Annotated in this window: 23 protein-coding genes; 15 read left to right on the top strand and 8 right to left on the bottom strand. The window is 71.3% G+C overall.

What is annotated here, in order from left to right; genetic code table 11:
- Position 1 precedes the first annotated feature (1 nt).
- From BJ999_RS01100 to pknB, 6 genes are read left to right on the top strand one after another with little or no spacing between them, the layout of a single operon-like run.
- Complete coding sequence (locus BJ999_RS01100) at positions 2 to 499, top strand: FHA domain-containing protein FhaB/FipA (RefSeq protein WP_179831505.1); 498 nt, start codon at positions 2 to 4, stop codon at positions 497 to 499.
- Positions 496 to 2079, top strand: coding sequence for a Stp1/IreP family PP2C-type Ser/Thr phosphatase (locus BJ999_RS01095; protein ID WP_179831504.1), 1584 nt, complete (start codon positions 496 to 498; stop codon positions 2077 to 2079). Before BJ999_RS01100 ends, BJ999_RS01095 begins: the two co-directional genes overlap by 4 nt.
- On the top strand, positions 2080 to 3666 hold the full coding sequence (locus tag BJ999_RS01090; protein ID WP_179831503.1) for an FtsW/RodA/SpoVE family cell cycle protein: 1587 nt from the start codon (positions 2080 to 2082) through the stop codon (positions 3664 to 3666).
- A gap of 16 nt (positions 3667 to 3682) precedes the next feature.
- A complete protein-coding gene (locus tag BJ999_RS01085; RefSeq protein ID WP_229810080.1) occupies positions 3683 to 5158 on the top strand; it encodes a peptidoglycan D,D-transpeptidase FtsI family protein in 1476 nt (491 codons plus the stop codon).
- On the top strand, positions 5155 to 6597 hold the full coding sequence (locus BJ999_RS01080; protein WP_179831501.1) for a serine/threonine-protein kinase: 1443 nt from the start codon (positions 5155 to 5157) through the stop codon (positions 6595 to 6597). Before BJ999_RS01085 ends, BJ999_RS01080 begins: the two co-directional genes overlap by 4 nt.
- Positions 6598 to 6619: 22 nt before the next feature.
- A complete protein-coding gene (pknB, locus tag BJ999_RS01075; RefSeq protein ID WP_179831500.1) occupies positions 6620 to 8431 on the top strand; it encodes a Stk1 family PASTA domain-containing Ser/Thr kinase in 1812 nt (603 codons plus the stop codon).
- Positions 8432 to 8649: 218 nt separating this feature from the next.
- Here the strand turns inward: pknB and BJ999_RS01070 are convergent, their stop codons facing one another.
- The 4 genes from BJ999_RS01070 to BJ999_RS01055 are packed head-to-tail and all read right to left on the bottom strand — an operon-like array spanning position 8650 to position 10810.
- On the bottom strand, positions 8650 to 9252 hold the full coding sequence (locus BJ999_RS01070) for an anthranilate synthase component II (protein ID WP_179831499.1): 603 nt from the start codon (positions 9250 to 9252) through the stop codon (positions 8650 to 8652).
- A 6-nt stretch (positions 9253 to 9258) separates the two neighbouring features.
- A complete protein-coding gene (locus tag BJ999_RS01065) occupies positions 9259 to 9447 on the bottom strand; it encodes a hypothetical protein (protein WP_179831498.1) in 189 nt (62 codons plus the stop codon).
- 8 nt (positions 9448 to 9455) lie between these two features.
- Positions 9456 to 10097 carry a class E sortase gene (locus tag BJ999_RS01060; protein WP_229810079.1) on the bottom strand — a complete coding sequence of 214 codons (642 nt, stop codon included), beginning with the start codon at positions 10095 to 10097 and terminating at the stop codon, positions 9456 to 9458.
- 23 nt (positions 10098 to 10120) lie between these two features.
- On the bottom strand, positions 10121 to 10810 hold the full coding sequence (locus tag BJ999_RS01055) for a DUF881 domain-containing protein (RefSeq protein WP_229810078.1): 690 nt from the start codon (positions 10808 to 10810) through the stop codon (positions 10121 to 10123).
- A 147-nt stretch (positions 10811 to 10957) separates the two neighbouring features.
- Between BJ999_RS01055 and BJ999_RS01050 the strand changes: the two genes are divergently transcribed.
- Positions 10958 to 11215 carry a cell division protein CrgA gene (locus BJ999_RS01050; RefSeq protein WP_021597057.1) on the top strand — a complete coding sequence of 86 codons (258 nt, stop codon included), beginning with the start codon at positions 10958 to 10960 and terminating at the stop codon, positions 11213 to 11215.
- A 154-nt stretch (positions 11216 to 11369) separates the two neighbouring features.
- Here BJ999_RS01050 and BJ999_RS01045 read toward each other — a convergent pair whose 3' ends face one another.
- The gene (locus BJ999_RS01045) at positions 11370 to 12266 is read right to left on the bottom strand and encodes a rhomboid family intramembrane serine protease (protein ID WP_179831496.1); all 897 of its coding nucleotides are present in this window, start codon (positions 12264 to 12266) and stop codon (positions 11370 to 11372) included.
- Positions 12267 to 12338: 72 nt separating this feature from the next.
- The gene (locus BJ999_RS01040; RefSeq protein ID WP_179831495.1) at positions 12339 to 12863 is read right to left on the bottom strand and encodes a peptidylprolyl isomerase; all 525 of its coding nucleotides are present in this window, start codon (positions 12861 to 12863) and stop codon (positions 12339 to 12341) included.
- A 170-nt stretch (positions 12864 to 13033) separates the two neighbouring features.
- On the opposite strand from BJ999_RS01040, the gene BJ999_RS01035 reads away from it, so the two are divergent.
- Together BJ999_RS01035 and BJ999_RS01030 are read left to right on the top strand one after the other, a co-directional pair.
- On the top strand, positions 13034 to 13507 hold the full coding sequence (locus BJ999_RS01035) for a hypothetical protein (RefSeq protein ID WP_179831494.1): 474 nt from the start codon (positions 13034 to 13036) through the stop codon (positions 13505 to 13507).
- Between the two features lie 111 nt (positions 13508 to 13618).
- Entirely contained in the window at positions 13619 to 14428 is an 810-nt protein-coding gene (locus tag BJ999_RS01030) for an acyltransferase (protein ID WP_179831493.1), read from the top strand.
- 77 nt (positions 14429 to 14505) lie between these two features.
- Here BJ999_RS01030 and BJ999_RS01025 read toward each other — a convergent pair whose 3' ends face one another.
- Positions 14506 to 15963, bottom strand: coding sequence for a DEAD/DEAH box helicase (locus BJ999_RS01025; RefSeq protein ID WP_179831492.1), 1458 nt, complete (start codon positions 15961 to 15963; stop codon positions 14506 to 14508).
- A gap of 200 nt (positions 15964 to 16163) precedes the next feature.
- Positions 16164 to 16622 (bottom strand): rhodanese-like domain-containing protein, encoded by a 459-nt coding sequence (locus BJ999_RS01020; protein ID WP_179831491.1) that lies wholly within the window; start codon positions 16620 to 16622, stop codon positions 16164 to 16166.
- 108 nt (positions 16623 to 16730) lie between these two features.
- Between BJ999_RS01020 and BJ999_RS01015 the strand changes: the two genes are divergently transcribed.
- The 6 genes from BJ999_RS01015 (at position 16731) to BJ999_RS00990 (ending at position 23774) form a co-directional block, all read left to right on the top strand.
- Entirely contained in the window at positions 16731 to 17714 is a 984-nt protein-coding gene (locus BJ999_RS01015) for a helix-turn-helix domain-containing protein (protein WP_179831490.1), read from the top strand.
- 525 nt (positions 17715 to 18239) lie between these two features.
- Positions 18240 to 19631: an iron-containing redox enzyme family protein gene (locus tag BJ999_RS01010; RefSeq protein ID WP_179831489.1), complete on the top strand. Its 1392-nt coding sequence runs from the start codon at positions 18240 to 18242 to the stop codon at positions 19629 to 19631.
- Between the two features lie 117 nt (positions 19632 to 19748).
- Entirely contained in the window at positions 19749 to 20111 is a 363-nt protein-coding gene (locus BJ999_RS01005; protein ID WP_179831488.1) for a Rieske 2Fe-2S domain-containing protein, read from the top strand.
- Complete coding sequence (locus BJ999_RS01000; protein ID WP_179831487.1) at positions 20108 to 21193, top strand: 50S ribosomal protein L11 methyltransferase; 1086 nt, start codon at positions 20108 to 20110, stop codon at positions 21191 to 21193. The genes BJ999_RS01005 and BJ999_RS01000 overlap by 4 nt, the downstream gene beginning before the upstream one ends.
- Entirely contained in the window at positions 21190 to 22659 is a 1470-nt protein-coding gene (locus tag BJ999_RS00995; RefSeq protein WP_179831486.1) for an iron-containing redox enzyme family protein, read from the top strand. The genes BJ999_RS01000 and BJ999_RS00995 overlap by 4 nt, the downstream gene beginning before the upstream one ends.
- A complete protein-coding gene (locus BJ999_RS00990) occupies positions 22656 to 23774 on the top strand; it encodes an amidinotransferase (RefSeq protein ID WP_179831485.1) in 1119 nt (372 codons plus the stop codon). The genes BJ999_RS00995 and BJ999_RS00990 overlap by 4 nt, the downstream gene beginning before the upstream one ends.
- The last annotated feature ends 21 nt before the right edge of the window (positions 23775 to 23795 follow it).

The raw sequence follows: 23795 nt of genomic DNA, 5'->3' as shown, positions 1-23795 counted from the left end.
GATGTCCCCATTCACCCTCACGCTGATCAAGCTGGCGTTCCTCGCGGTGCTGTGGCTGTTCGTCATCGCGGCCGTCGGCGTGATCAGGGCCGACCTGTTCGGCTCGAAGGCCGCGTCCAAGGCGGCCACGCGCGCATCCCAGCCCCGTCCCCCCCGGGCGGCCAGGCAGCCGAAGCCACCCCGGCCACAGCGCAGCGCCCAGAACGGCGCCCCGACCAAACTCGTGGTCGTCCAGGGCGAACGGGCCGGCACTGTCATCGACCTCACCGGGGTGCCCATCACCATCGGCCGTGCCAATGACGCCACGCTCGTCGTGACCGACGACTACGCTTCGAGCCGGCATGCCCGACTTTTCGCGCAGGACGGTCAGTGGATCGTGGAAGATCTCGGCTCGACCAATGGGACGTATCTCGGACGCACGAAGGTGAGCCGGCCGATGCCGGTTCCCCCGGGCGTTCCGGTCCGTATCGGCAAGACCGTGATCGAGCTGCGCAAATGACACTGGGAATCCGCTACGCCGCGCGCTCCGACGTCGGCATGCTGCGCGAGGGCAACGAGGACTCGGCGTACGCGGGCGCGCACCTGCTCGCGGTGGCCGACGGGATGGGCGGGCACGTCGGCGGCGAGATCGCGAGCGCCGCGGCGATCGAGGCGCTGCGGGCCCTCGACAAGGACCTCCCGGCGACCGAGCTGCTGGCCGCGCTGGAGCACACGGTCAAGACGGCGAACGACAACCTGCACCGCATCGTGGAGTCCGACCCCGCCCTGCAGGGCATGGGGACGACGCTGACCGCGATGCTGTGGGCGGGCAACCAGGTCGCGCTGGTGCACATCGGCGACTCGCGCGCCTACCTGCTGCGCGACGGCAGCCTGTTCCAGATCACGCACGACCACACGCTGGTGCAGTCCCTGGTCGACGAGGGTCGGATCAGCCCGGACGAGGCGGCCTCGCACCCGCAGCGCTCCCTGCTGCTGCGGGCGCTGGACGGCCGCGGCGAGGTCGATCCGGACCTGTCGCTGCGCGAGGCGAAGGTCGGCGACCGGTACCTGCTGTGCTCGGACGGCCTGTCGGGCGTCGTCACGGCGGAGACGATCTTCCAGGTGCTCACGGAGGTGGACGACCCCGAGCAGGCCGTCCGGCAACTGATCGACCTGGCGAACCGGGGCGGCGGCCCCGACAACATCACCTGCGTCGTCGCCGACGTGGTGGACCTGGAGCGCCGGCCCCCGACGGGCGGCCCCGGCCACGCGGTCGGCGCGGCGGCCAACGCGGCGCCGCCGGAGCCGCCGGGCGGGGGGACGGGGCCGAACACGACCGTCGCCGACACCCCGGCGGGGCGGGCCGCGCAGCTGCGCGACACCAGACCGCATCCGCCGGTGGCGGTGGACGAGATGCCGCCGCCGCAGGCCCCGATGCCGATGGGCGACGCGATGGGCCCGCCGCCGGCGCCGGGCACCATGCCGCAGTCCCAGCGGATGCGGGGGCGGGGCGGCACGCGGCGCTGGACGTGGCTGGTCGTCGTGGCGGGCGTGGTCGTCGTGGGCGTCGTGGCGGGCGGGTTCGTGCTGCTGCAGAACGTCCGGAACGGCTACTACGTCGGCGCGAACAAGGCCGGCGAGGTCGTCCTCTACCGCGGGACGACGCAGAAGGTGCCGGGCCTCAGCCTGTCCCGCGAGGCCGCCAAGAAGGAACAGCCGAAGCAGCCGATCCTGGTGGCCGACCTCCCGCAGGACCTCCAGCAGCAGGTCAAGGACACCTACACCGTCGACGGCCCGAAGGCGCTGAAGCAGCTGGAGAGCGCCGTCTGCAAGTACTCGCTCATCGGGCAGGGCGGCAAGGTCGCCATGGTGAAGGGCCGGGAGCAGCAGAACTGCCGGCAGACCTCCGTCAAGAGCAGCGACATCCGGATCGACGAGCTGCCCGCCTCGGACGTGACCGCGGTCGAGAAGGGCACCCTCGTGTTCATCGGGCAGAAGGCGGCGCAGGCCAAGCTCGACCAGCTCGGCGCGCACCGGGAAGAGTGCAAGCAGCGCACCCCGTCCATCAAGGACTGCCCCTCCAGCGGAGGGAGCTCGTAGATGCAATCGATCGGGGAGCAGATCCGGGCCCACCTCCCGTACCAGCGGCGCAACGCCGCTTCGCTGGCCTTGCTGGCCTTCGCGATGATCCTGACGCTGTCGGCGTTCGCGGAGGTCGGCCTCGCCCGTGACGGGAACATCCCCGGCGGCCTGTTCGTGTACGGCGGCGGTCTCGCCGTGCTGGCGTTCGTCGCCTACTTCTTCCAGGCGAAGTTCACCCCCTACGCCGACCCGCTGCTGCTGCCGCTCGCGGTGGCGCTGAACGGCATCGGGCTGGCGATGATCTACCGCCTGGACCTCGACACCAGCCATGACCGCAAGGTCGCGGCGGCCGCGGGCAAGAAGCTGCTCCCGGACGCCGCCGACGCGCCCGGCCAGCTGATGTGGACGTTCGTCGGAATCGCCCTGTTCGTCGGCGCCGTGCTGATCATGCGCGACACCGACAAGCCGGACGCCCCGCTTTCGTTCCCGCCGAAGACCGCGCAGCGCTACACGTACCTGATCGGGCTCACCGCGGTCATCCTGCTGCTGCTCCCGATCGTCCCGGGCATCGGCCAGCAGATCAACGGCGCCCGCGTGTGGATCCACCTGGGTCCGTTCTCGGTGCAGCCGGGCGAGTTCGCCAAGCTGCTGCTGGTGGTCTTCTTCGCCGGATACCTGGTGAACAAGCGGCAGGCGATGTCGCTGATCGGCAAGAAGGTCGGCCCGATCAGCCTGCCCCGGGCCCGCGACCTCGGCCCGATCATGGTGATCTGGTTCTTCTGCCTGGGCGTGCTGTTCATGCAGAAGGACCTCGGCACCGCGCTGCTGTTCTTCGGCCTGTTCGTGTCGATGCTGTACATCGCGACCCAGCGGGTGTCCTGGGTGGTGATCGGTGTCGGGCTGCTGGCGGTCGGCATCTTCATCGCGACGCTGCTGCCGTTCATGGGCCACGTGAACCAGCGCATCGACATCTGGCAGAACCCCAAGCCGTACTTCGACGGCGGCTGCCTGCTGGACAGCGGCAAGGTCGTCCCGGTCAACCCCGACACCACCATCTACAAGAAGTACAAGGACCAGGGCAGCATCTCGCCGGGCTTCTCGGCCTGCGCGGAGCTGGGCGGGGAGTACTCCGACAGCGCGCAGCTGATGAAGGGCCTGTTCGCGCTCGGCCAGGGCGGCGTCCTCGGCACCGGGCTCGGCCAGGGCGAGCCGTGGCGGACGCCCCTGTCCTTCAGCGACTTCATCTTCGACTCGCTCGGCGAGGAACTCGGGCTGACCGGGTTGATGGTGTTGCTCTTGATATACGCGTTGATCGTGCAACGCGGGATGAAGACGGCCGTGGCGGCGCGGGACCCGTTCCTGAAGCTGTTCGCGGGCGGCGTGTCCTTCGTGCTGGCCCTCCAGGTCTTCGTGATCGTCGGAGGCGTCACACGGCTCATCCCGCTCACCGGCCTGACGACGCCCTTCCTGTCCCAGGGCGGCTCGTCGCTGATGGCCAACTGGATCCTGATCGCGATCCTGGTGCGGATGAGCCATGACGCGCGCAAGCCCGCCCCGCAGGCGATCCAGGACGAGGGCATGACCCAGATCGTGAGCACGAGGTGACTTCCCCCCTATGAACATGGACAAGCCGGTTCGGCGGGTGGCGATCTTCGCGTTGCTGCTCTTCTTCGGCCTGATGGCGCAGGTCAACTACGTCCAGGGCAGCCAGGCGGAGGACCTGCGGACCGACGCGCGCAACAGCCGCCAGTACGCGGACGTGTTCAACTCGCCGCGCGGCCAGATCTCGGCGGGCGGCGAGGTGCTGGTGACCTCGAAGGAGACCGGCAAGGACAACCCGAAGTACGGCCGGACCTACAAGGACGGGCCGATCTTCGCGCCGATCACCGGGTACTTCAACGGCAACGCCACCCAGGTCGAGCGGGCCTACAACTCGCTGCTCGGCGGCAAGGACACGCGGATCACGCAGCAGCGCTGGTTCGACACGTTCATCGGCAAGAAGGCCGAGGGCGCGAACGTCGAGCTGACGATCGACCCGCAGGCGCAGCGCACGGCGTACGAGCAGCTGAAGGCGCGGACGGCCGGCGGCCGCCGCGGCGGCGCCGTCGTGATCGACGTGAAGACGGGCGCGGTGAAGGTGGCGGCGTCGTGGCCGTCGTTCGACCCGAACGAGGTCGCGCCGCAGACCGGTGAGAAGGGCGGCAAGCGCCTGGAGCAGCTCGACAAGGGCGACGGCGTCATCAAGCCGCTGGTCGACAACGCCCTCAGCCAGACGTTCCCGCCCGGTTCCTCGTTCAAGGCGGTGGTGTCGGCGATCGGGATGCAGAAGCTCGGCCTCAACAGCTCGTCGACGGTGAACACCGGGCAGCTGATCCTGCCGGAGTCGGGCCGCCCGCTGCCGAACTCGCACGACAGCGGCAGCTGCGCCGGGTCGGCCCCGCTGCGCGGCGCCTTCGCCGAGTCCTGCAACACCTCGTTCGCGAAGATGGCGCTGGACATGGGCATCCAGGAGCTGCACGACGGCTCCACGAGGTTCGGGTTCGGCAAGCACGTGCAGCTGGAGCCCGACATGTACGCCGCGGAGAGCGACGTCCCGGTGTCGATCAAGGACGCCAAGGGCAACACGATCGAGACCGGCAAGGACGGCACGGCGCGGTCCGGCATCGGCCAGGAGAACGTGCGGGCCACGCCGCTGCAGATGGCGATGGTCGCCTGCTCGATCGCCAACGGCGGCAAGATCATGAACCCGTACGTGGTGCAGAAGGTCCGCGCGAAGGACCAGAGCGAGCTCTACAACGTCTCCCCGAAGGAGTTCGGCGAGGCGATGAGCGACGGCCAGGCCGGCCAGCTGGAGGACATGATGCGCGCGGTGGTCTCCGAGGGCACCGCGAAGAACCTGGCGGGCATGCGGATCGCCGGCAAGACCGGTACCGCCGAGCAGGGCCCGGGCAACCCGAACGCGAACTGGTTCGTCGGGTTCAGCCCGCCCCAGAACCCGCGCTACGCGTTCGCCGTCATGACCGAGGCCCCGGGCTCCGGCGCCGCCAACGCCGGCCCCATCGCCGGGGCGATCATGGCGAAGGTCCTGCAGAAGTGAGTACGGGCCTCGTCCTGAACGACCGGTACCGGCTGCTGGAGCGGTTGGCGATCGGCGGGATGGGCGAGGTCTGGCGCGCGTCCGACGCGCTGTCGGGGCGGCTGGTGGCGGTGAAGCTGCTGCGCCTGGAGCTGGGTTCGGACATGCGGGCGCGCGGCCGCTTCGAGTCGGAGGCGCGCTTCGCGGCGGAGCTGCGGCACCCGGGGATCGCGCGGGCGTTCGACTACGGCGAGCAGGCCGGACGGACGTTCCTGGTGATGGAGCTGGTGCCGGGCGAGCCGCTGGACGAGATCCTCGCGCGCGACGGCGGGCTGCCGCTGGAGGCGGTGCTCGACCTGATCGTGCAGGCGGCGCGGGCGCTGGTGGTCGCGCACGCGGCCGGGATCGTGCACCGCGACGTCAAGCCGGCGAACCTGATGGTGGCACCGGACGGCACCCTGAAGATCACCGACTTCGGGATCGCCCGCCGGCTGGCGGCGGCGTCGCAGACCCAGACCGGGATGGTCATGGGGACCGCGCACTACATCTCGCCGGAACAGGCGCAGGGCCTGGAGCTGTCCCCGGCGGCGGACCTGTACTCGCTGGGCGCGGTGGCCTACGAGTGCCTGACGGGCGCGCCGCCGTTCGACGGGCCGACCGCGGTGGAGGTGGCGCTCAAGCACGTCCGGGACGCCCCCGCGGAGCTGCCGGGACGGGTGCCCGAGGCGGCCCGCGAGCTGGTCATGGAGATGCTCGCGAAGGAGCCGCGGGACCGTCCCGCGGACGCGGACACGGTCGCCGCACGGGCGCTGGGGATCCGCGCGTCGCTCAGCACGGGCCGGGTCGGCACGACCCGCGAGGCCGCCCGGCTGGACACGGCCCGCAGGGGCGCACGCCGGTCCCCCGCCACCAGCCCCGATCCTCATCTCGCAAGATCGTCTACTTTGTCGGGATTTGACGCTGACGAAGGGGCGGATAACCTCGCCAGCGGACCAGTGTCCGGGCAACGGCGCTCGGCAGTGGCGTACGCGTCCGTCGCGGCCGTCCTGCTGGTCTGCGTGATCGTCGTCGGCTCCCTGTGGAAAGGGCTGGCCTTCGCCGGACCGGGCGGGGACGAGCGGGAACCGCCCGCCGCCCCGGCCACCCGGCCGGTCGGGGACGACAGTGTCGACGATCCGGCCTCCACCCCCGCCCCCGGCACCCCGCGGCGGCACTCGGGCCGGAGCACTCCGAGGCCGGCTGTCCCGCCGCGGCACCGGACGCATAGGATCCGTCCGTCAACGCAGGGGCCGCCCAAGGCGTCCCTGTCACATAAGCCATCCACGAATCCGCCCCGGGCGACTCCCACCGCCCCCGAGCCCACACCCGCACCGACGGGGAGCACCACGACTCCGTCAACTCCGAGCCCGGATCCCCCGCCGACCCCGGAGGGGAAGCTAGGTTCTGGAGACAAGGTGTAGACGTACGAGGGAAAGTGCACATATGAGTCAACCTCGGCTGCTCGGCGGCCGCTACGAGCTCGAAACGGTGATCGGGCGCGGCGGCATGGCCGAGGTCTACCGTGCCCGGGACCGCCGTCTCGATCGCATCGTCGCGGTCAAGACGCTGCGGTCGGACCTGGCCCGTGACCCCACGTTCCAGGCCCGGTTCCGGCGCGAGGCCCAGTCGGCCGCGTCGCTGAACCACCCCTCGGTCATCGCCGTGTACGACACCGGCGAGGACATGATCGGCGACACGCCGATCCCGTACATCGTCATGGAGCACGTGGACGGGAGCACGCTGCGCGACCTCCTGAGGGAGAACCGCGCGCTGCTGCCGGACAAGGCCCTGGAGATCACTGACGGGATCCTGCGGGCGCTGGACTACAGCCACCGCGGCGGCATCGTGCACCGCGACATCAAGCCGGCCAACGTGATGCTCACCCGGCAGCACGAGGTCAAGGTCATGGACTTCGGCATCGCCCGGGCCATGGCCGACACGGCGTCCACGATGACGCAGACCGCCCAGGTGATCGGTACCGCGCAGTACCTGTCGCCCGAGCAGGCGCGCGGGGAGCGGGTGGACGCCCGCAGCGACATCTACTCGACCGGTTGCGTGCTGTACGAGCTGCTCACCGGCAAGCCGCCGTTCACCGGCGACTCCCCGGTCGCGATCGCCTACCAGCACGTGCGGGAGGAGCCGGTCCCGCCGTCGCAGGTGGACCCGCAGATCCCGCAGTGGGCGGACGCGATCGTGCTGAAGGCGATGGCGAAGGAAGCCGACCACCGCTACCAGAACGCGACGGAGTTCCGGCAGGAGATCCAGCGCGTCCTGCAGGGCCAGCCCGTGTCGTCGACGGCGGCGTCCACGATGCTGATGGGCGGCCAGCAGCCGCAGGGCACCCAGGTGATGGGCGCGTACGGCGGCCCGGCGCGCACGCAGGTGCGGCGGCCGCAGGACGACGGCTACGGCCTGCCGCCCGTCCACTACGACGACGAGGCCGGACGCGGCGGCGGCGGCAAGAAGGCCGCGCTGTGGGTGGGCCTCGCGGTGCTGTTCATCGGCGGCGCTGCGCTCATCGGCCTGCTGATGAGCGGCGGGGACGACGCGGCCGACCAGGTCGCGATCCCCAAGAGCATCGTCAACGTCTCGCAGAACGACGCGACGGCCCAGCTCACCAAGCTCGGCTTCAAGGTCGGCGAGCCGAGGACCGACTTCAACGACGACGTCCGGAAGGGGTTCGTGATCAGTTCCGATCCGCAGCCCGGCACGGACGCCGCCAAGGGCGCTTCGGTGACGCTGCTGGTCTCCAAGGGCAAGAAGCCGCCCACGGAGATCGAGATCCCGGACGTGACCGGCAAGCCGTACGCCGCGGCGAAGAAGATCCTGGAGGAGCGCGGGTTCGAGGTCGACAAGCGGGTCGATTCGAACGACACCGTGCCGCGGGGCAACGTGATCTCGACCGATCCGACCGGCGGCTCGAAGGCGGCGAAGGGCTCGAACGTCACGGTGACGGTGTCGACCGGCCCGTCGAGCATGAAGGTGCCGAGCCTGTTCAACAACAGCCAGCGGGCCGCCTGCGGCAAGCTGGAGGGTCTCGGCCTGAAGTGCAGCGTGCAGAAGGGCACGCCGCCGCCCGACAAGCAGGTCGCTCCCGGCTTCGTCTACGACCAGCAGCCGGGTGAGGGCGCGACGGTCGCGCCGGGCGAGACGGTGACCATCTTCGTGGCGCAGAAGCCGCCGACGCCGACGCCCGGCCCGGGCACGCCGACGACGGGCTTCCCCGGCTTCCCACCGGGCAACGGCCAGGGCTGACCGAAAGTTGTTCGAGGGCCCCGTCTCCGGCAGGAGGCGGGGCCCTCGGGCGTTTCGCAGGCCGCGTCGCGGGGGGCCGGACGGGCCCGGGCATGAGAGAAGGGCTTCCGCCACTCGGGGGCAATGGCGGAAGCCCTTCGTCATGGTCTTCGTCACGACGCCAGGGAACGTTACGTATTTCAACCGATATTTTCTAGCTTGGGACGAGATGGGAGTGCCTAGCTCCCGCCCACCCGGTGAAGGCGCTGGTCAGCACAGGTGTCGAGCCAGTTCCGAAGCAGTCGATGGCCGGCGACGGAGAGGATCGACTCGGGGTGGAACTGGACGCCCTCGACGGGCCGGCCTCGGTGGCGCAGGCCCATGACGACGCCGTCGCGGGTGCGGGCGGTCACCTCCAGGACGTCCGGCGGGACGGTCCCGGGCACGACGGCGAGCGAGTGGTAGCGGGTCGCGGCGAACGGGTCCGGCAGGCCGCGGAAGACGCCGGCGCCGTCGTGGTGGATCTCGCTCGTGAAGCCGTGGACGATCTCGGGGGCGCGGGCGACCGTCGCGCCGTGCACGTGGGCGATCACCTGGTGGCCGAGGCAGACGCCGAGGAGCGGGGTGCCGCGGCGCTCGGCGTCCCGCACGAGGTCGAGGCAGACCCCGGCGTCGGCGGGATGGCCGGGTCCGGGGCTGAGCAGGACGCCGTCGACGTCGGCGGCGTCCTGGACGGCGACGTCCGAACGGTCCCTGACCACGCAGTCGGCGCCGAGTTCCAGCAGGTACTGGACGATGTTGTAGACGAAGCTGTCGTGGTTGTCGACGACGAGGACGCGCATCGCCGGTCAGCCCGGGGTGGCGGAGCCGGACGGCGCCGGGTCCTGCACCACGCCGTGGTCGAACTGGACCTTGGGTTCGACCCACGGGAACACGACGTACCAGAGGAGGACGGCGATCGCCACGAACAGGCCGAGCGCGGTCGCGGTCTTGGTCTGCCACGCGCCGGGCAGTCGGCGCCAGATCCAGGCGTACACGAGGCCTCCTACGTCCCGGCGGCGCGGGCCGACGCCGCGCGCGGCAGCGTCTCGACCAGCTCGCCGAAGATGATCATTCGTTGGGCGGCGGAGTACTTGGGGTGGCAGGTGGTGAGCGTGAGGAGCCGCTCGGTCGGCCGCCGCTTCGGGTGGAGCGGGACGGGAGCGGTCACCTCCGTCGCCGACGGCTTCACGATCCGCCGGTCGGTGACCTGGTAGACGTACTGCTCGTCCCGGGTGTCGATGAGGATCTTGTCGCCGCGGTCGAGCTCGCCGAGCCGGTTGAACGGCGCGGAGTAGGTCGTCCGGTGGCCGGAGACCACGAAGTTCCCGACCTGGCCGGGCAGCGCGCTGCCCGGGTAGTGGCCGGGCCCCTTGCGCAGGTCGGCCCGGTCGACGCCCTCGATCACGACGAAGCGGTAGTGCTCGCCGAACCGGGGGATGCGGATCACGGCGAGGCCCTTGCCGAGCTCGACCCTCTCGGTGGTGACCTTGGTGGCCCGCCAGTTCTTCAGCATCTCGTCGCCCAGCCTGTCCTGCGCGCCCTTGGTGTACTGGCCGGTGCCCCAGAGCTCGTAAGTCACGAACAGCATGACGATCAGCCCGGTGGTGATGCACAGCTCGCCCATGCCACGGATCACCGTCCGCACCGCGTCCTCCTCTGCCGGGGGGTTCAGCCGCCTTTGGGCGGTTCCGCCGGAACCGTAGCGTGCTTCATGGTCACGTTGCCGGTGTAGGGCGGCAACGTGGCGCGTTCCACCGTCCGCACCGCGTAGCCGAGCCCGTAGGCGCGGACGTACCTGCGGTAGATCGCGATCTCGCGGGACGCGCCGAGCGCCGCGCGCAGCCGGTCCGGATCGCCGACGGCGGTGATCCGGAACGGCGGGGAGTACACGACGCCCTGGAGGATCAGCGTATTGCCGACGCACCGCACCGCGCTGGTCGAGATCACCCGCTGGTCCATGATCTGCATGGCGCGGGCGCCGCCCGCCCACAGCGCGTTGACGACGGCCTGGACGTCGCTCTGGTGCACCACCAGGTCGTCCGGGCGGACGCCGCGGGGCAGCTCGCCCGACTTCGGCGGCGGCGCGTCGTCCAGCGAGACCCGGACGGCGCGGCCGGCGGCGGGGGTGAACCCGGCCTCGGCGGCCAGCCGGTCGGCCTCCGCCTGAGCGTTTTTCACCCGGGCGTCGTGACGTCCGGCCTCCCGGGAGATACCGTCGACCTGGCGGCGCAGCCGCCGGTACTCGGCGCGATCCTGCCGGCCCCGGCGCTGCTCCGCGGTGATGAGCTCGGTGATCCTGGTCCGGCCCTGCTCGCGCAGGCTCGTGCCGCGGGCCGTGCTCGCGCTCGCCGCGAACAAGGTTCCCGCAAGGAGCGTGAGAACTGGGATGATGCTTCCCCACGCTGGACGCCGTACGCTGCTCACCAGCGACTACGCTAACCGACAAAACACCCATGCGCGGCCCGGCGCTCCGGCCGCCGGACGCCCGAGGAGATCGATCCCACCGTGGCCAAGTCCAAAGTGCGCAAGAAGGCCGTCTACACGCCCCCGCAGAAGTCCAAGGCTCCCGAGGTCAGCCCGCGCTGGCTCGTGCCGACGATGGTCGGCCTGTGGCTCGTCGGCCTGATCTGGATCGCTGTCTTCTACGTGACGGCCAGCACCGGTACGGACGTGCCGTACATGACCGACCTGCACAACTGGAATCTGGGAATCGGCTTCACCGCGATCATCCTGGGTGTGATCCTTTCGACCCGCTGGCGCTGAACGCACGTTATCCACAGGTTGAGGATCCCTCACCGCGCCTTTCCCCAGGTTTTCCACAGCGGGTGTCCACAGGCGCCGGAGCGCGGACGCCGCCGCGCGTGAGCCGTGCGGCCGGTGCGGCCCGTGCGGCCGTGCGCGGCGGCCCCGCGCACGGCTACACCGCCGGGCTCAGCTCGGCCGTCCTGAGCATCACGAGCACCGCGAGCAGCACCAGCACAGCCAGCGGCGCGCCCAAGTGGAACAGCCGGCGCCGAGCCTCGGGTGCGTAGGCGTAGGCCGCGGCCAGCGCCGCCCCCACCGCGAGGCCGCCGACGTGGCCCTGCCAGGAGATGCCCGGCACCGAGAACGTGATCACCAGGTTGATCACCAGCAGCACCACGATGGGGCCGACCGGCCCGCCGAGCCTGCGGCCGATCACGAAGTACGCCCCGAACAGCCCGAAGATGGCCCCGGACGCGCCGACCGCCGAGTCCTGCGGCGAGCCGACCAGGTACAGCAGCACCGAGCCGCCGAGCCCCGACAGCACGTAGAGGGCGAGGAACCGCCACCGTCCGAGCACCTGCTCCAGCGCGGGACCGACGGCCCACAGCGCCCACATGTTGAACAGGATGTGGGTGATGCCGAACGATCCGCCGCGCTGGTGCAGGAACATCGTGGTGAACAGCCGGTACCACTCGCCCTCGGCGACCCCGCCGACCTCCCCGCCGGGCAGCACCCCCCGGCCGAGCATCATGAAGTCCCAGACCACGCGCCAGGACGCCAGCTCGGCGAGGTACACCGCGACGCACGCGCCGATGAGCGTGTAGGTGACGACCGGCACCGCGGCCGCCGGGCCCCGCGCGCCGAGGACCGTCCGGGGGACCGCCTTGCGGGCCCCCCGGTTGCCCTCGGCGACGCACTCCACGCACTGGTGCCCCACCGCCGCGTCCCGCATGCACTCGGGGCAGATGAAGCGGTCGCAACGGGTGCAGCGCACATACGTCTCGCGGCTCGGATGCCGGTAGCAGGTCGGCACCGAGGTCTCGGGGGCGGGACTCTGGTCTGTGCTCATCAGTGGCTCCGTGGGCCGTACGTACGGTGGGTGCTCGGCTCACCCGTAACGGGGTCTCACCGTGACGAACGTCTAACGGCGCTCGATCGTCACCGACTCGATGACGACGTCGTTCTGCGGACGGTCCATCCGCCCCGTCGGGACCTTGCCGATGCGGTCGACGACGTCGGTGCCCTCGATGACCTTGCCGAAGATGGTGTGCCGGCCGGTCAGGTGCTGGGTGTGCGCGACGCTCAGCGTGATGAAGAACTGGGAGCCGTTGGTGCCGGGCCCGGCGTTCGCCATCGCCAGCAGGTACGGGCGGTTGAACTTCAGGTCCGGGTGGAACTCGTCCTTGAACTCGTAGCCGGGGCCGCCGGTACCGGTGCCGAGCGGGTCGCCGCCCTGGAGCATGAACTGGTCGATGACCCGGTGGAAGATCGTCCCGTTGTAGAGCGGCACGTCCGACTTCTGGCCCGTGCGCGGGTCGGTCCAGGTGCGGGTGCCCTCCGCCAGCTCGACGAAGTTCGCCACCGTCTCGGGCGCGTGCTCCGGGTACAGCTGGATCACGATCTTGCCGAGCGACGTGTTGAGCGTCGCGAAGATCTCGTTGGCCACGCTGGCCGCCTCCTCTTGAGATGGGTTCTGTGACAACCGGTGCGCGGTCCGGCCGGGCCCGGATTCGTCACCTTGAGTGAAAGACTCGTCACGATCGCGGTGTTTACCTTCCGTTCGCTGGGAAGGCTGCCTGACAGGACCTCGCAAACAGGGAGGTTAGCGTGTCCCTAATGATCAATATCCGCCGGAAGCCGCAGGACGAGGTCGTCAACCGGCTCGCCCTCGTCCAGCAGGCGGCCCGCCAGGGCGCCGACGCGTGCCGGCAGAGCGCCGCCGACGCGGCCGAGCGGATCGGGCCGATCGCGAACGAACGCGTGATGATCGCCCGTGGATGGAGCGCACCGAGGCTGCGGCAGGCGGCCCGGTACGTGGAGACCGGGCTCGCCCCGCGGGTGAGCTCGTTCCTGAGCGATGTCGCCGGACGGGTGGAACCGCCGAAGTCGGCCAAGCCCGGGCGCGGCGCCCTCATGGCCATGATGGGGGTGGTCGCCGCCGTCGGCGTGGCGGGCGCGGTGGCGACACGCCGCGGCGCCGTCCGTGACATGGCCAAAGGGTCGAACGAACACGCGGGCAGCGCGACCTCGGCCGACTCCATGACGGTCAGCGGCGCCGACGCGGACGGGCAGGTGCATTCACCGCACTGAGCCCCGCGAACGCGCTGAGCGCACAGGTGAAGGGTCCGGCCGCACGGCGGCCGGACCCTTCACCGTCCCCGTGCGGACGGGGGGTTGCTACCACCCGGTACGGTGAACGCCATGTCGCCAAAACGCCCCTTGCGGCAGGTGCTGGCGGCCCGCGTGAAGCAGCGGGCGCGCCAGGGCGTGCACACGGTCGTGCACCACGCCTGGGAATGGATCCAGCGGCACGGGGAGATCACCCCGCACACGCCGGGCCGCCGCGAGTTCGCCTACCTGGGCGAGGGCGCCTGCATCGGATTCCCGACCGGCGCGATCTACGGCGAGCCCTGGATCTCGATCGGCGACCACACGCTGGTCGGCACGCACGTCACCATCTCCGCCGGGTTCGTGCCCGGCCTCGACCTCGGGCCGGACGTCATCGTCCGGATCGGCGGGAGCTGCTCGCTCGGCCGCGGCACCCACATCGTCGGCCACCAGTCGATCGACATCGGCGACGACGTCTTCACCGGCCCGAACGTCTACATCACCGACCAGAACCACACCTACGGCGACCTGCACACGCCGATCGGGCGGCAGTGGCCGGAGAACAACCCGGTCGTGATCGGGGACGGCTGCTGGATCGGCACCGGGGCGATCATCCTTCCCGGCACCCGCCTCGGCCGCAACGTCGCGGTGGCCGGCGGTGCCGTCGTCCGCGGCGAGTTCCCCGACCACTCGGTCATCGGCGGCGTTCCGGCCAAGATCCTGCGCAGCCACGACAAGGAGAACGGCTGGCAGCCGCCCCTGCGCACCGACCCCCTCATGTCCCTGGACGAGCTCGCGTCCCTCTCGGTGGACGGCCTGGAGGGCCTGCAGATCCTCCAGGACAGGCTGCGCGCCGAGTCCGCCGCCCGTGAGGGCGACGTCCTCAGCGAGGAAGCCGGCTGACCGTCCGGTCGCGGCGGCCACCCGACCTGGAACGCGGAAGAGCCCCGCCGTTGCCGGCGGGGCTCTCCTGTCGTCGGTCAGCTGGTCCGGGCGGTCCGGCGGTCGCCCCCGTAGGAGGCGCCCCGGCGGTTGCCGTGGGAGCCGCCGCCGGTCCGGGGGCCGCCGCGGCGTTCGCCGGACGAGTAGGAGCGGTGCTCGCCGTGCCCGCCCTCGCCGTCGCGGCGGCGGTTGCCGCCCTCGCGGTCGAAGGTGCGCGGGCCGCGGCCCCGACGCCCGCCGCCCTGCCGGCCGCGGCCGCCCTCACGGCGCGCCGGCCGCTCGGGGATGATCGGCTCCTCGATCGGGATGCCGGACGGCTGCCGGGCGCCGGTCACCTTGACCAGCTCGGAGTCGCCGGCGGACACCCGGGTCCGGGGCGCGTTGATGCCGGCGCGGCGCGTCATCGCGGACGTGGCGCGCACCTGGTGCGGCAGGACGAGCGTGACGACGGTGCCGCGCTCGCCGGCGCGGGCGGTGCGCCCGGCGCGGTGCATGTAGTCCTTGTGGTCGGCGGGCGGGTCGACGTGCATCACCAGGGACACGTCGTCGACGTGGATGCCGCGGGCGGCGACGTCGGTGGCGACCAGCACGCTGATGGTGCCCTCGCGGAACTCGGCGAGGGTGCGGGTGCGCAGGCCCTGGCTCTTGCCGCCGTGCAGGCCCGCCGCGCGGACCCCCGCCTGGGTGAGCTGCTTGGCGAGCCGGTCGACACCGTGCTTGGTGCGGGCGAACAGGATCGTCCGGCCCTCGCGGTTGGCGATCTCGGCGGTGATGGCGCTCTTCTCCTTGGGCGCCACGAGCAGCAGGTGGTGGTCCATGGTGGCGACGGACTCGTCCACCGGGCCGATCGCGTGCGTGACCGGCTCATGCAGGTACCGCCGGACCAGGACGTCGACGTCCTTGTCGAGGGTGGCGGAGAACAGCAGCCGCTGCCCGCCGGGCTTGGCGGCGTCCAGGATGTCGGTGACGTCGGGCAGGAAGCCCATGTCGGCCATGTGGTCGGCCTCGTCGAGCACGGCGATCTCGACGTCGGACAGGTCGCAGGCGCCCTGGCGCATCAGGTCCTTGAGCCGGCCCGGGGTGGCCACGAGCACCTCGACGCCGCGGCGCAGGGCGTCGATCTGCTTGAACATCGAGGTCTGGCCGATGACGGTCTTGAAGCGCAGGCCGAGCCCGCGGCCGAGCGGCTCCAGGTTCGTCTGGACCTGCTGGGCGAGCTCGCGGGTCGGGACGAGGATCAGCGCCAGGGGACGCTTGGGGGCGGCCTTGCGGCCGGCGAGGCGGGCCAGGAGCGGCAGCCCGAACGCCAGGGTCTTGCCGGAGCCGGTCTTGCCGCGCCCGAGGACGTCGCGTCCCGTCATGACGTCGGGGATGGCGGCGGCCTGGATCGGGAACGGCGCCTCGATGCCCTGGCGGACCAGGGCGCTCACCAGCACCGGCGGGAGGCCGAGCTCGGCGAAGGTGGGAACCCTCTCCTCGTCCGCGATGGCGGGCATGGTGGGGTTCTGTTCAGCGGCAGCTGTGGTCACGCATTACCTTCCGAGAGGGGGGCACGTCTCGGGAGGCACCGCGTGGGTGTGGCCTGCAAGGACGAGCCTGGCGCCGTCGTCGGCGCCGAAGAGTGATTCCTAGAGTCTAACGTCGTCGGAGGACGACCTTATGCCCCGTCCCGGAAGGAACATGCGCCACGTCACGCTCAGCAAGCACAGGAAACACCGTTGACGGGGGCGGTGAGCGGGTCCGGTGAACGCCGCGTGACGGCGCCGCCACCGGTCTCCACGGGGTGGCCCTCCCGCGCCCAGTACTCGAATCCGCCGAGCATCTCCTTGACGGGACGGCCGAGCCTGGCGAACTCCAGCGCCGCCTTCTGAGCGCCGTTGCAGCCCGGCCCCCAGCAGTAGACGACCACGTCCGCGCCCGCGGGGACGAGCGCGGCGGCGCGTTCGGCGATCTCGGCGGTGGGCAGGTGGACGGCGCCCCGGACGTGGCCCTGCGCCCAGCTCTCGGCGCTCCGGGTGTCGACGACCACGATGCCCGGCGTCCCCTCGGCGAGTCGGGCGGCCACGTCGGACGCGTCCGTCTCGAAGGCCAGGCGGGCGGCGAAGTGCCGGAGCGCCTCGTCGGCGGTGGCGGGCACCGGGCTGACTGCGTTCATGTGCGGGCTCCCTCGAACGTGAGAAGTCTCTCGTGGCCACCTCGATCCTCCGGTGGCGGCGCCGCGCCCGGAAGTGGCGTGAATGCCGCTTATCGCTAAGATCTCGCCATGCGCGTCGCCACCCCGTCCCGCCGGCACACGGTGTCGGTGCTGGTGTTCGACGGCATGGCGCCGTTCGAGCTCGGCACGGTCGTCGAGGTGTTCGGGTTGCCCAGGCCCGAGCTGGACGTCCCCTGGTACGACCTGCGTGTCTGCTCACTGGAACGCGGCCCGATGCGGGCGGTGGGCGGTTTCACGATGACGGCCGAACACGGTCTGGACGCGTTCGCGTCGGCGGACACCGTGCTGGTCGTCGCCGTCCCCGACGTCCGCGGGGACCCGCCGCCCGAGGTCGTCGCGGCGCTCCGGGAGGCGCACGCGCGGGGCTCCCGCGTGGTGTCCATCTGCTCGGGCGCGTTCGCCCTGGCCGCCGCCGGGCTCCTGGACGGACGGGAGGCGACCACGCACTGGCGGTACGCCGACCTGCTGCACCGCCGCTTCCCGGACGTCCGGGTGACGCCCGACGTCCTCTACGTGGACGGCGACGACGTGCTCACCGGGGCGGGCAGCGCGGCGGGTCTCGACATGTGCCTGCACCTCGTCCGCAAGGACCACGGCGCCCGGGTCGCCAACGCGGTGGCGCGGCGGCTGGTCGTCACGCCGCACCGGGACGGCGGGCAGGCGCAGTTCGTGGAGGCGGCGGTGGTCCCGCCTGGGGAGGACGACCCGGTCGCGAGGGCCATGGCCTGGGCGCTCGACCACCTCGCCGAGCCCATCACTGTCGCCCTGATGGCGCGGGAGGCGTGCCTCGCGCCACGCACGTTCCTGCGGCACTTCCAGCAGCGGACCGGGACGAGCCCGCTGCGCTGGGTGGTCGGCCAGCGGGTCCTGGCCGCGCTGCCGCTGCTGGAGGGAGGCGGCGCGCCGATCGAGGAGGTCGGCGCGGCGGTCGGCTTCGAGAGCCCCGCGACGTTCCGCCACCACTTCGCCCGGACGATGCGAACCTCCCCGTCCGCCTACCGCCGCACCTTCCGCACCACCACCGCCCCCTGACCCCACGCCTCGCGCGTCGGGCACGGGCGGGAGGCGGGGCGGGCGTCCGGTTACGGTCACGAAGCGGGGGGTGTCTCCGGAGCTTCCTGACCAGCAGGAGTCACCGATGTCATGGGTGAGTTGCGCCGTGGCGGCCGGTAGTGCGCGCCTGCGGTGACCGTGAGGGGCGACGAGGTCAGCACGGCTGTCAGGGTGCGCGGGAGGGGCGCGGCGCCGAACGGCCCGAACGCCCACAAGATCATTTTGGACGGGACCGAAACGTCCGGCCGCCGGGCCGGGAAATCCGAACGCCGGCACAAAGTTCCAGATCAATCGTTGATCATCGGCCGAAGCCTTTGTTAATCTGCCCGGCAGCCAGGGGGAAGCGATCTCTTACTGCTAGTGATAGATCACTTCCGCTCAGCGACATTTGTTCATCCCACCAACAAATGGAAGCCGTTCTCAGTGACCATGGCCGACACAATCGGCCGCGCACGCCTTCAGCTACACCCGACCCTTGAGTAGTCAGGTGAACGGTACAAGTTAATGACAGTTCAACCGCAGGCGGCTCCTGCCGCCACACACGCCGGCGGCACCCTCGGAAAGCGGATCCTGGCGTTCGCCGGCCATCCGCTGTTCCGCGGTGACGCCCAGGTCGTCCACGGCCGCAACCCCTACCGCCGCATGCTCGTGCCCGGCTCGCTGGCCGAGTCCGACTTCGACCGCCCGCCGGGCCCCGGCGACTGGGCGACCCATCGCTCCCTCGCCGCACACCGGCTGCTCGGGACCTTCTACGAGGCCGAGACGGTGCTGCTCCCCGAGCAGGGGCTCGACGGCCTGTACGAGGATTTCGACCTCTTCTACGGGCGCGACCTCAAAGAACTCCGGGAGACCTCGGTCTCGGAACTGGAACGTTTCGCGTTCGGCTGTCTGGACGATGCCGTGGACGTCAGCGGCGCCGCCACGCCCGAGGTGCTGGAGGCCTACTTCCAGCACGTCGTGGAGGAGGCCGCCGCCGGGCCGTCGCCCGCGCTGACCGCCATCGCCGACGCCCGCGACCGCAAGAGCGCCGCCGACCTCTACCTGGTGCAACTCGCGCTGGACGGGCTCACCGAGGCCTCCGCCATGTCGCGCAACCTCGCCGGCGCCTACGGCCCCGAGCAGTCCGCCCTGTTCAAGATCTTCATCGATGAATTCGGCTACGGGGTCTACGACGCCAAGCACACCACGATCTTCGCCAAAATGCTGCGCAGCCGCGCGATGGCGACCCATGTGCACGCGTACTGGAACTTCTACCTGGCCGGGCCGCTGGCGACGAACAACTACTATTACTACCTGTCCCGCGACCATGCGAAGTTCTTCCGCTACGCGGGCGCCGTCACTTATGCGGAGGCTGTTTTCGCGCCCGCATTCGTGGAAATGATCAAAGTCTTCCGCAGCATATTCGGGGACACCGTCGATCTGCATTACTGCGACGAGCACGCGCACATCGACGAGCACCACGGGCGCATCACCCGGGACCAGGTGCTGCTGGCCCTGGCCGGGCGGCACGGCCCGCGGGTCGTCCCCGAGCTCCTGCGCGGCATCGCGGAGGCGCGGCTCGTCGGCGGCTGGTTCGAGGACGACACCGCGGCGCAGATCCGCTGGTCGGACGGCCTCCCCCGGCACCGGGAGCTCGCCGGTTCGGCGCGGACCGGATCCGAACCGCCGCAGCGCGTCGCGCTGACCGCCGAGAGCCCGTTCGGCACGCGCAGCCACGACGGCGACGTCGTCCTGGAGGTGGAGCACGGTGAGGCCGACCTCGTCACGACCCCCACCGGACCGCCCGAGCGGCTGGCGCGCGGCGAGGCCGTGCTGATCCCCGGCGGACGCCTCTACGGGATCCGGCCGGCGACGCCGGAGACCGCCTGCCTGCTGCACGCCGTTTCTCCCGCCTGACACTCCCCACCCCCGACGCTCCCACCGAGACTCCCGTCTCTCCCGCCCCGCCTGACAGCGCCATGCCCAGTGCCGCCCCCGCCCGTCACCGGCCGCGCCCGAAGACAAGAGGAGCCGATGGCCCGCGTCATCGTGATGGATCTGAGCCGGCACAACACCGTGATGGTCGGCCACGACCGCTATTTCGTCCTGCACGAGGGCGAGCGGTCGCTGCTCGTCCGCGACCACTGCCCGCACCGCGGCGGCCCGCTCAGCCTGGCCCGCCGCACCCCCGACGGGCGGCGGCTCAGCTGCCCGTGGCACGGCACCAAGGTCGGCGTCTCCGCCGTGAAGCGCTCCTGCCTGCCGATGGTGCGCAGCGGGGACGAGGCCGTCGTCGTCCTTCCGGAGACGGGCGCCCCCGTCTCGGTCATCCACAAGGAGATCCTCGCCAACCTGCCGCCCGATCCGACCCACGACGAAGGGGCCGAGAGCCGATGAACAGCGCACAGCCGCAGACGCAGAGCGCGGTCGCCGGGATCCGTGACGGAATGGAGCTCGGCGAGTTCCTCAGGTGGGGGCGCGACCTGCACCACCAGGGCCGCTACGAGGACGCGGCCCGGGCCTTCGAACTGATCCTCGGCATGGACGCCGACAACCAGGAGGCCCTGATCGGCCGGAACCGGGCCGTCCGGCGCTCCGTCCCCCGCTGGCACTGGGAGATGCTGCACGACGAGGAGCGCGCCGAGCTGTACGACAGGGCGATCCGGCAGGCGGTGGCGTCCGCACCGGAGGCGCTGGTCCTCGACATCGGCGCCGGGTCGGGCCTGCTGGCGATGATGGCGGCGCGGGCCGGGGCGCGCGAGGTCGTGGCCTGCGAGGGCCAGCCGTCCGTCGCCGAGACGGCGGCGCGGGTGGTCCGGGTGGCCGGGTACGACGACGCGGTCGGCGTCGTGTCGAAGATGTCCACCCGCATGACGGTGCCCGGGGACCTGCCGAGGCGCGCCGGCCTGCTGGTCACCGAGATCGTCGACTGCGGGCTGCTCGGCGAGGGCATCCTCGGCACGATCGCGCACGCCCGCGAGCATCTCCTCGCCCCGGACGCGACGATCATGCCGTCGCGGGGACGGATCATCGCGCAGCTCATCGAGAGCGAGCCGCTGCACCGCAAGAACCACGTCGGCAAGCTCTACGGGTTCGACCTCGCGCCCTTCAACCGGCTGTCCACGCTGGAGTACTTCGACTCCCGGCTGCACCGGCACGAGCACCGGACGCTGTCGGAGCCGATGACGGTGTTCGAGTTCGACTTCTACACCGCGGACGCGCGGCCCCAGCGCACCGAGCTGACGGTCCAGCCGACGGCCGCGGGCAAGATGCACGCGGTCGCGTTCTGGTTCGAGATGGAACTGCTGCCGGGGATCGTCGTCGACAACGCGCCCGGCCATGACTCGCACTGGAAGCAGGCGATCCAGTGCCTGCCCGTCCCGCTGCACGTCCAGCCGGACCTGCCGGTGTCACTGGTCGCCGCCCACGACGGCGAGTGCGTCCGCTTCGAGGTCGAGTCCGAGGAGGTGGTCGCATGACGACCGTTACCGAGGCGATCGGCGCACCGGCGACGGGCATGGTGACGACGGGTGCGGCGCCGACGGCGGCCGCGGCGAGCGCCCTCGCCGCGTACTGCTCGCAGCGGATCTTCCGGCCGGGGCCCGAGGTCCTCATCGAGGGCAACCCGTTCCGGCGCCCGATCGGCCCGCCCGGCGCCGGCGACCGGGACTTCTCCGTCCCGGCGACGGAGGCCGAGTTCCTCGGCAGCGGGCAGCTCGTCGCCGGCCGCGTGCTGTGCAACGCCTACGAGAGCGACATGATCCTGCTGCCGCCCGCCGGGCTGGCCTCGGCGAAGGACGACTTCGCGCTCTTCTACGGCGACGAGGTACGGGCGCTGCGCGACGCCGTCCGGCCGGGCCTGGAACGGTACGCCTTCTCCTTCCTGGACGACGCCGTCGCCGTCCCGCCGGTGCGGACCCTGGAGGAGCTGCAGGCGTACTTCCTCGCCGAGGTCGGCGGGGCCGGAGCGCCCGCGGACGCGTCCGGGAGCAACCCGGCGGTGGACGCGGCGGCCGAGGTGACCGGGACCATGCGGCTGATCACCGAGTGCCGGCGGCCGGAGGAGGCCGCGGCGCTGCACCTCGTCCAGCTCGCCCTGGACGCGCTGACCGAGGCGTCGGCGATGGCGCGCAACCTCGGCGGCTCCTACGGCGTCGAGCAGTCCGAGCTCTTCAAGATCTTCAACGACGAGTTCGGGTACGGGCTCTACGGCGCCAAGCACAGCACGATCTTCAAGGAGATGCTGGCCAGCGTCGGGCTGCGCACCGACCTGCACGCCTACTGGAACTTCTACCTGACCAGCTCCCTGGTCGGGGTGAACTACTTCAACTGGCTCACCGAGGACCACCGCGGCATGTTCCGCTACATGGCCGCGGTGACGTACCTGGAGTGGCTGTTCGCGCAGGGGTTCGCCGACACCGGCGCCATGCTCCGCGCCGTCTACGGCGACCGCGTGGACGCCAAGTACTGCGACGAGCACGCGCACATCGACGTCCACCACGGGCGGATGACCTACGAGAACCTGCTGCTCGGCCTGGCCCGCACGCACGGCGAGCTCGTCATCCCCGAGCTGGTGCGCGGCATCGAGGACACCAAGCTGCTGCTGCGCCTCGGCGACGCCGACTTCCGCGCGCAGATCGCCTGGGCCGACGGCCTCGACCGGTACACCGAGGCGGGCGCCGCGCTGGCGTCCTCCGCGATGGACGACGCCGAGTCGAGCACGCTCCGTCCGGACAGCCCGTTCTGTACCGGCGTGTACGACTCCGACCGGCTCGTGGAGGTCACGAGCGGCGAGGCGGACGTGTACGCGTGGGCGACCGACCACCCGCACCGGCTCGGCACCGGCGACGTGCTGCTGGTGCCGCGCGGCCGCCTGCACGGCCTGAAGGCCGCCTCGCCCGAGGCCCGGGTGACCGTTCGAACCGTCGAGAGGACGTCGCGATGACCGAGAACGCGCCGTCGGCCGGGCAGCCCGCCCCGGTCGGCTCGTACAACGAGTGGGACCCGCTGGAAGAGGTGATCGTCGGCGTCGTCGACGGCGCCGCCGTCCCGCCGTGGCATCCGGCGATCGAGGCGACCGTGCCGCCCGAGGCGTGGGACTTCTACCGCCGCAACGGCGGCGGCGGCTTCCCGGAGGACCAGGTCGAGGCGGCCCGCGAGGAGCTCGAAGGGTTCGTGTCGATCCTGGAGGGCGAGGGCGTGACGGTCCGGCGCCCCGACCCGGTCGACCAGTCCCGACCGTTCGGGACCGCCGACTGGACGTCCACCGGCGGCTCGTCGCACACCTTCCCCCGCGACATCGCCCTGGTCGCCGGCGACCAGATCGTCGAGGCGACGATGGGCTGGCGGTCGTACTACTTCGCCACCCACCCGTTCCGGACGATCTTCAAGGACTACTTCCGGCGCGGCGCCCGCTGGGTCGCGGCGCCGAAGCCGCAGCTCACCGACGCGTCCTTCAACCCCGGCTACGCCGCGGCCAAGCCGGAGGCCATGTCCCTGGACGACCCGTTCCCCGACGCCACCTCCGTCATCACCGAGTTCGAGCCGATCGTGGACGCGGGCGACTTCATGCGGTTCGGCCGCGACATCCTCGTCCAGCGCAGCCACGTCACCAACCGGTTCGGCATCGAGTGGGTGCGGCGGCTGCTCGGCGGCGAGTTCCGGGTGCACGAGGTCGCGTTCGCCGACGACCACCCGATGCACATGAACGCCACGTTCGTCCCGCTGCGTCCCGGCCGGGTACTGATCAACCCCGAGCGGGTGCCGGAACTGCCGGAGATGTTCGCCGACTGGGACGTGCTGATCTGCCCGGAGCCCGCCATCCCCGCCGACCAGACGATGTACTTCTGCAGCCGGTGGATCGCGATGAACACCCTGATGCTCGACCAGGACCGGATCTTCGTCGAGGCGCAGGAGACCGACCTGCTGCGGCTGCTGGAGAAGGAGGGGTTCACCCCCGTCCCCGTCCCGTTCCGCACGGTCAACACCTTCGGCGGCGGCTTCCACTGCGCCACCCTCGACGTCCGCCGCCGCGGCGGGCCCGAGGACTACTTCTCCTGACAACCTGCGATCGAGGTCCGT

The sequence above is a fragment of the Actinomadura citrea genome (assembly GCF_013409045.1).
Classification (GTDB): Bacteria; Actinomycetota; Actinomycetes; order Streptosporangiales; family Streptosporangiaceae; genus Spirillospora; species Spirillospora citrea.
Note: the sequence above shows the minus strand (reverse complement) of the source record. Positions and strands in the feature narration are given on the sequence as shown.

Bases quoted from the DNA above. Each gene is read 5' to 3' on its own strand.
- BJ999_RS01045 (WP_179831496.1), bottom strand. From the start codon at position 12,266: ATGAGCACAGACCAGAGTCCCGCCCCCGAGACCTCGGTGCCGACCTGC.
- BJ999_RS01030 (WP_179831493.1), top strand. From the start codon at position 13,619: ATGTCGCCAAAACGCCCCTTGCGGCAGGTGCTGGCGGCCCGCGTGAAG.
- BJ999_RS01035 (WP_179831494.1), top strand. From the start codon at position 13,034: ATGATCAATATCCGCCGGAAGCCGCAGGACGAGGTCGTCAACCGGCTC.
- BJ999_RS01000 (WP_179831487.1), top strand. From the start codon at position 20,108: ATGAACAGCGCACAGCCGCAGACGCAGAGCGCGGTCGCCGGGATCCGT.
- BJ999_RS01025 (WP_179831492.1), bottom strand. From the start codon at position 15,963: ATGCCCGCCATCGCGGACGAGGAGAGGGTTCCCACCTTCGCCGAGCTC.
- BJ999_RS00995 (WP_179831486.1), top strand. From the start codon at position 21,190: ATGACGACCGTTACCGAGGCGATCGGCGCACCGGCGACGGGCATGGTG.
- BJ999_RS01100 (WP_179831505.1), top strand. From the start codon at position 2: ATGTCCCCATTCACCCTCACGCTGATCAAGCTGGCGTTCCTCGCGGTG.
- pknB (WP_179831500.1), top strand. From the start codon at position 6,620: ATGAGTCAACCTCGGCTGCTCGGCGGCCGCTACGAGCTCGAAACGGTG.
- BJ999_RS00990 (WP_179831485.1), top strand. From the start codon at position 22,656: ATGACCGAGAACGCGCCGTCGGCCGGGCAGCCCGCCCCGGTCGGCTCG.
- BJ999_RS01085 (WP_229810080.1), top strand. From the start codon at position 3,683: ATGGACAAGCCGGTTCGGCGGGTGGCGATCTTCGCGTTGCTGCTCTTC.
- BJ999_RS01010 (WP_179831489.1), top strand. From the start codon at position 18,240: ATGACAGTTCAACCGCAGGCGGCTCCTGCCGCCACACACGCCGGCGGC.
- BJ999_RS01095 (WP_179831504.1), top strand. From the start codon at position 496: ATGACACTGGGAATCCGCTACGCCGCGCGCTCCGACGTCGGCATGCTG.
- BJ999_RS01005 (WP_179831488.1), top strand. From the start codon at position 19,749: ATGGCCCGCGTCATCGTGATGGATCTGAGCCGGCACAACACCGTGATG.
- BJ999_RS01070 (WP_179831499.1), bottom strand. From the start codon at position 9,252: ATGCGCGTCCTCGTCGTCGACAACCACGACAGCTTCGTCTACAACATC.
- BJ999_RS01020 (WP_179831491.1), bottom strand. From the start codon at position 16,622: ATGAACGCAGTCAGCCCGGTGCCCGCCACCGCCGACGAGGCGCTCCGG.
- BJ999_RS01090 (WP_179831503.1), top strand. From the start codon at position 2,080: ATGCAATCGATCGGGGAGCAGATCCGGGCCCACCTCCCGTACCAGCGG.
- BJ999_RS01015 (WP_179831490.1), top strand. From the start codon at position 16,731: ATGCGCGTCGCCACCCCGTCCCGCCGGCACACGGTGTCGGTGCTGGTG.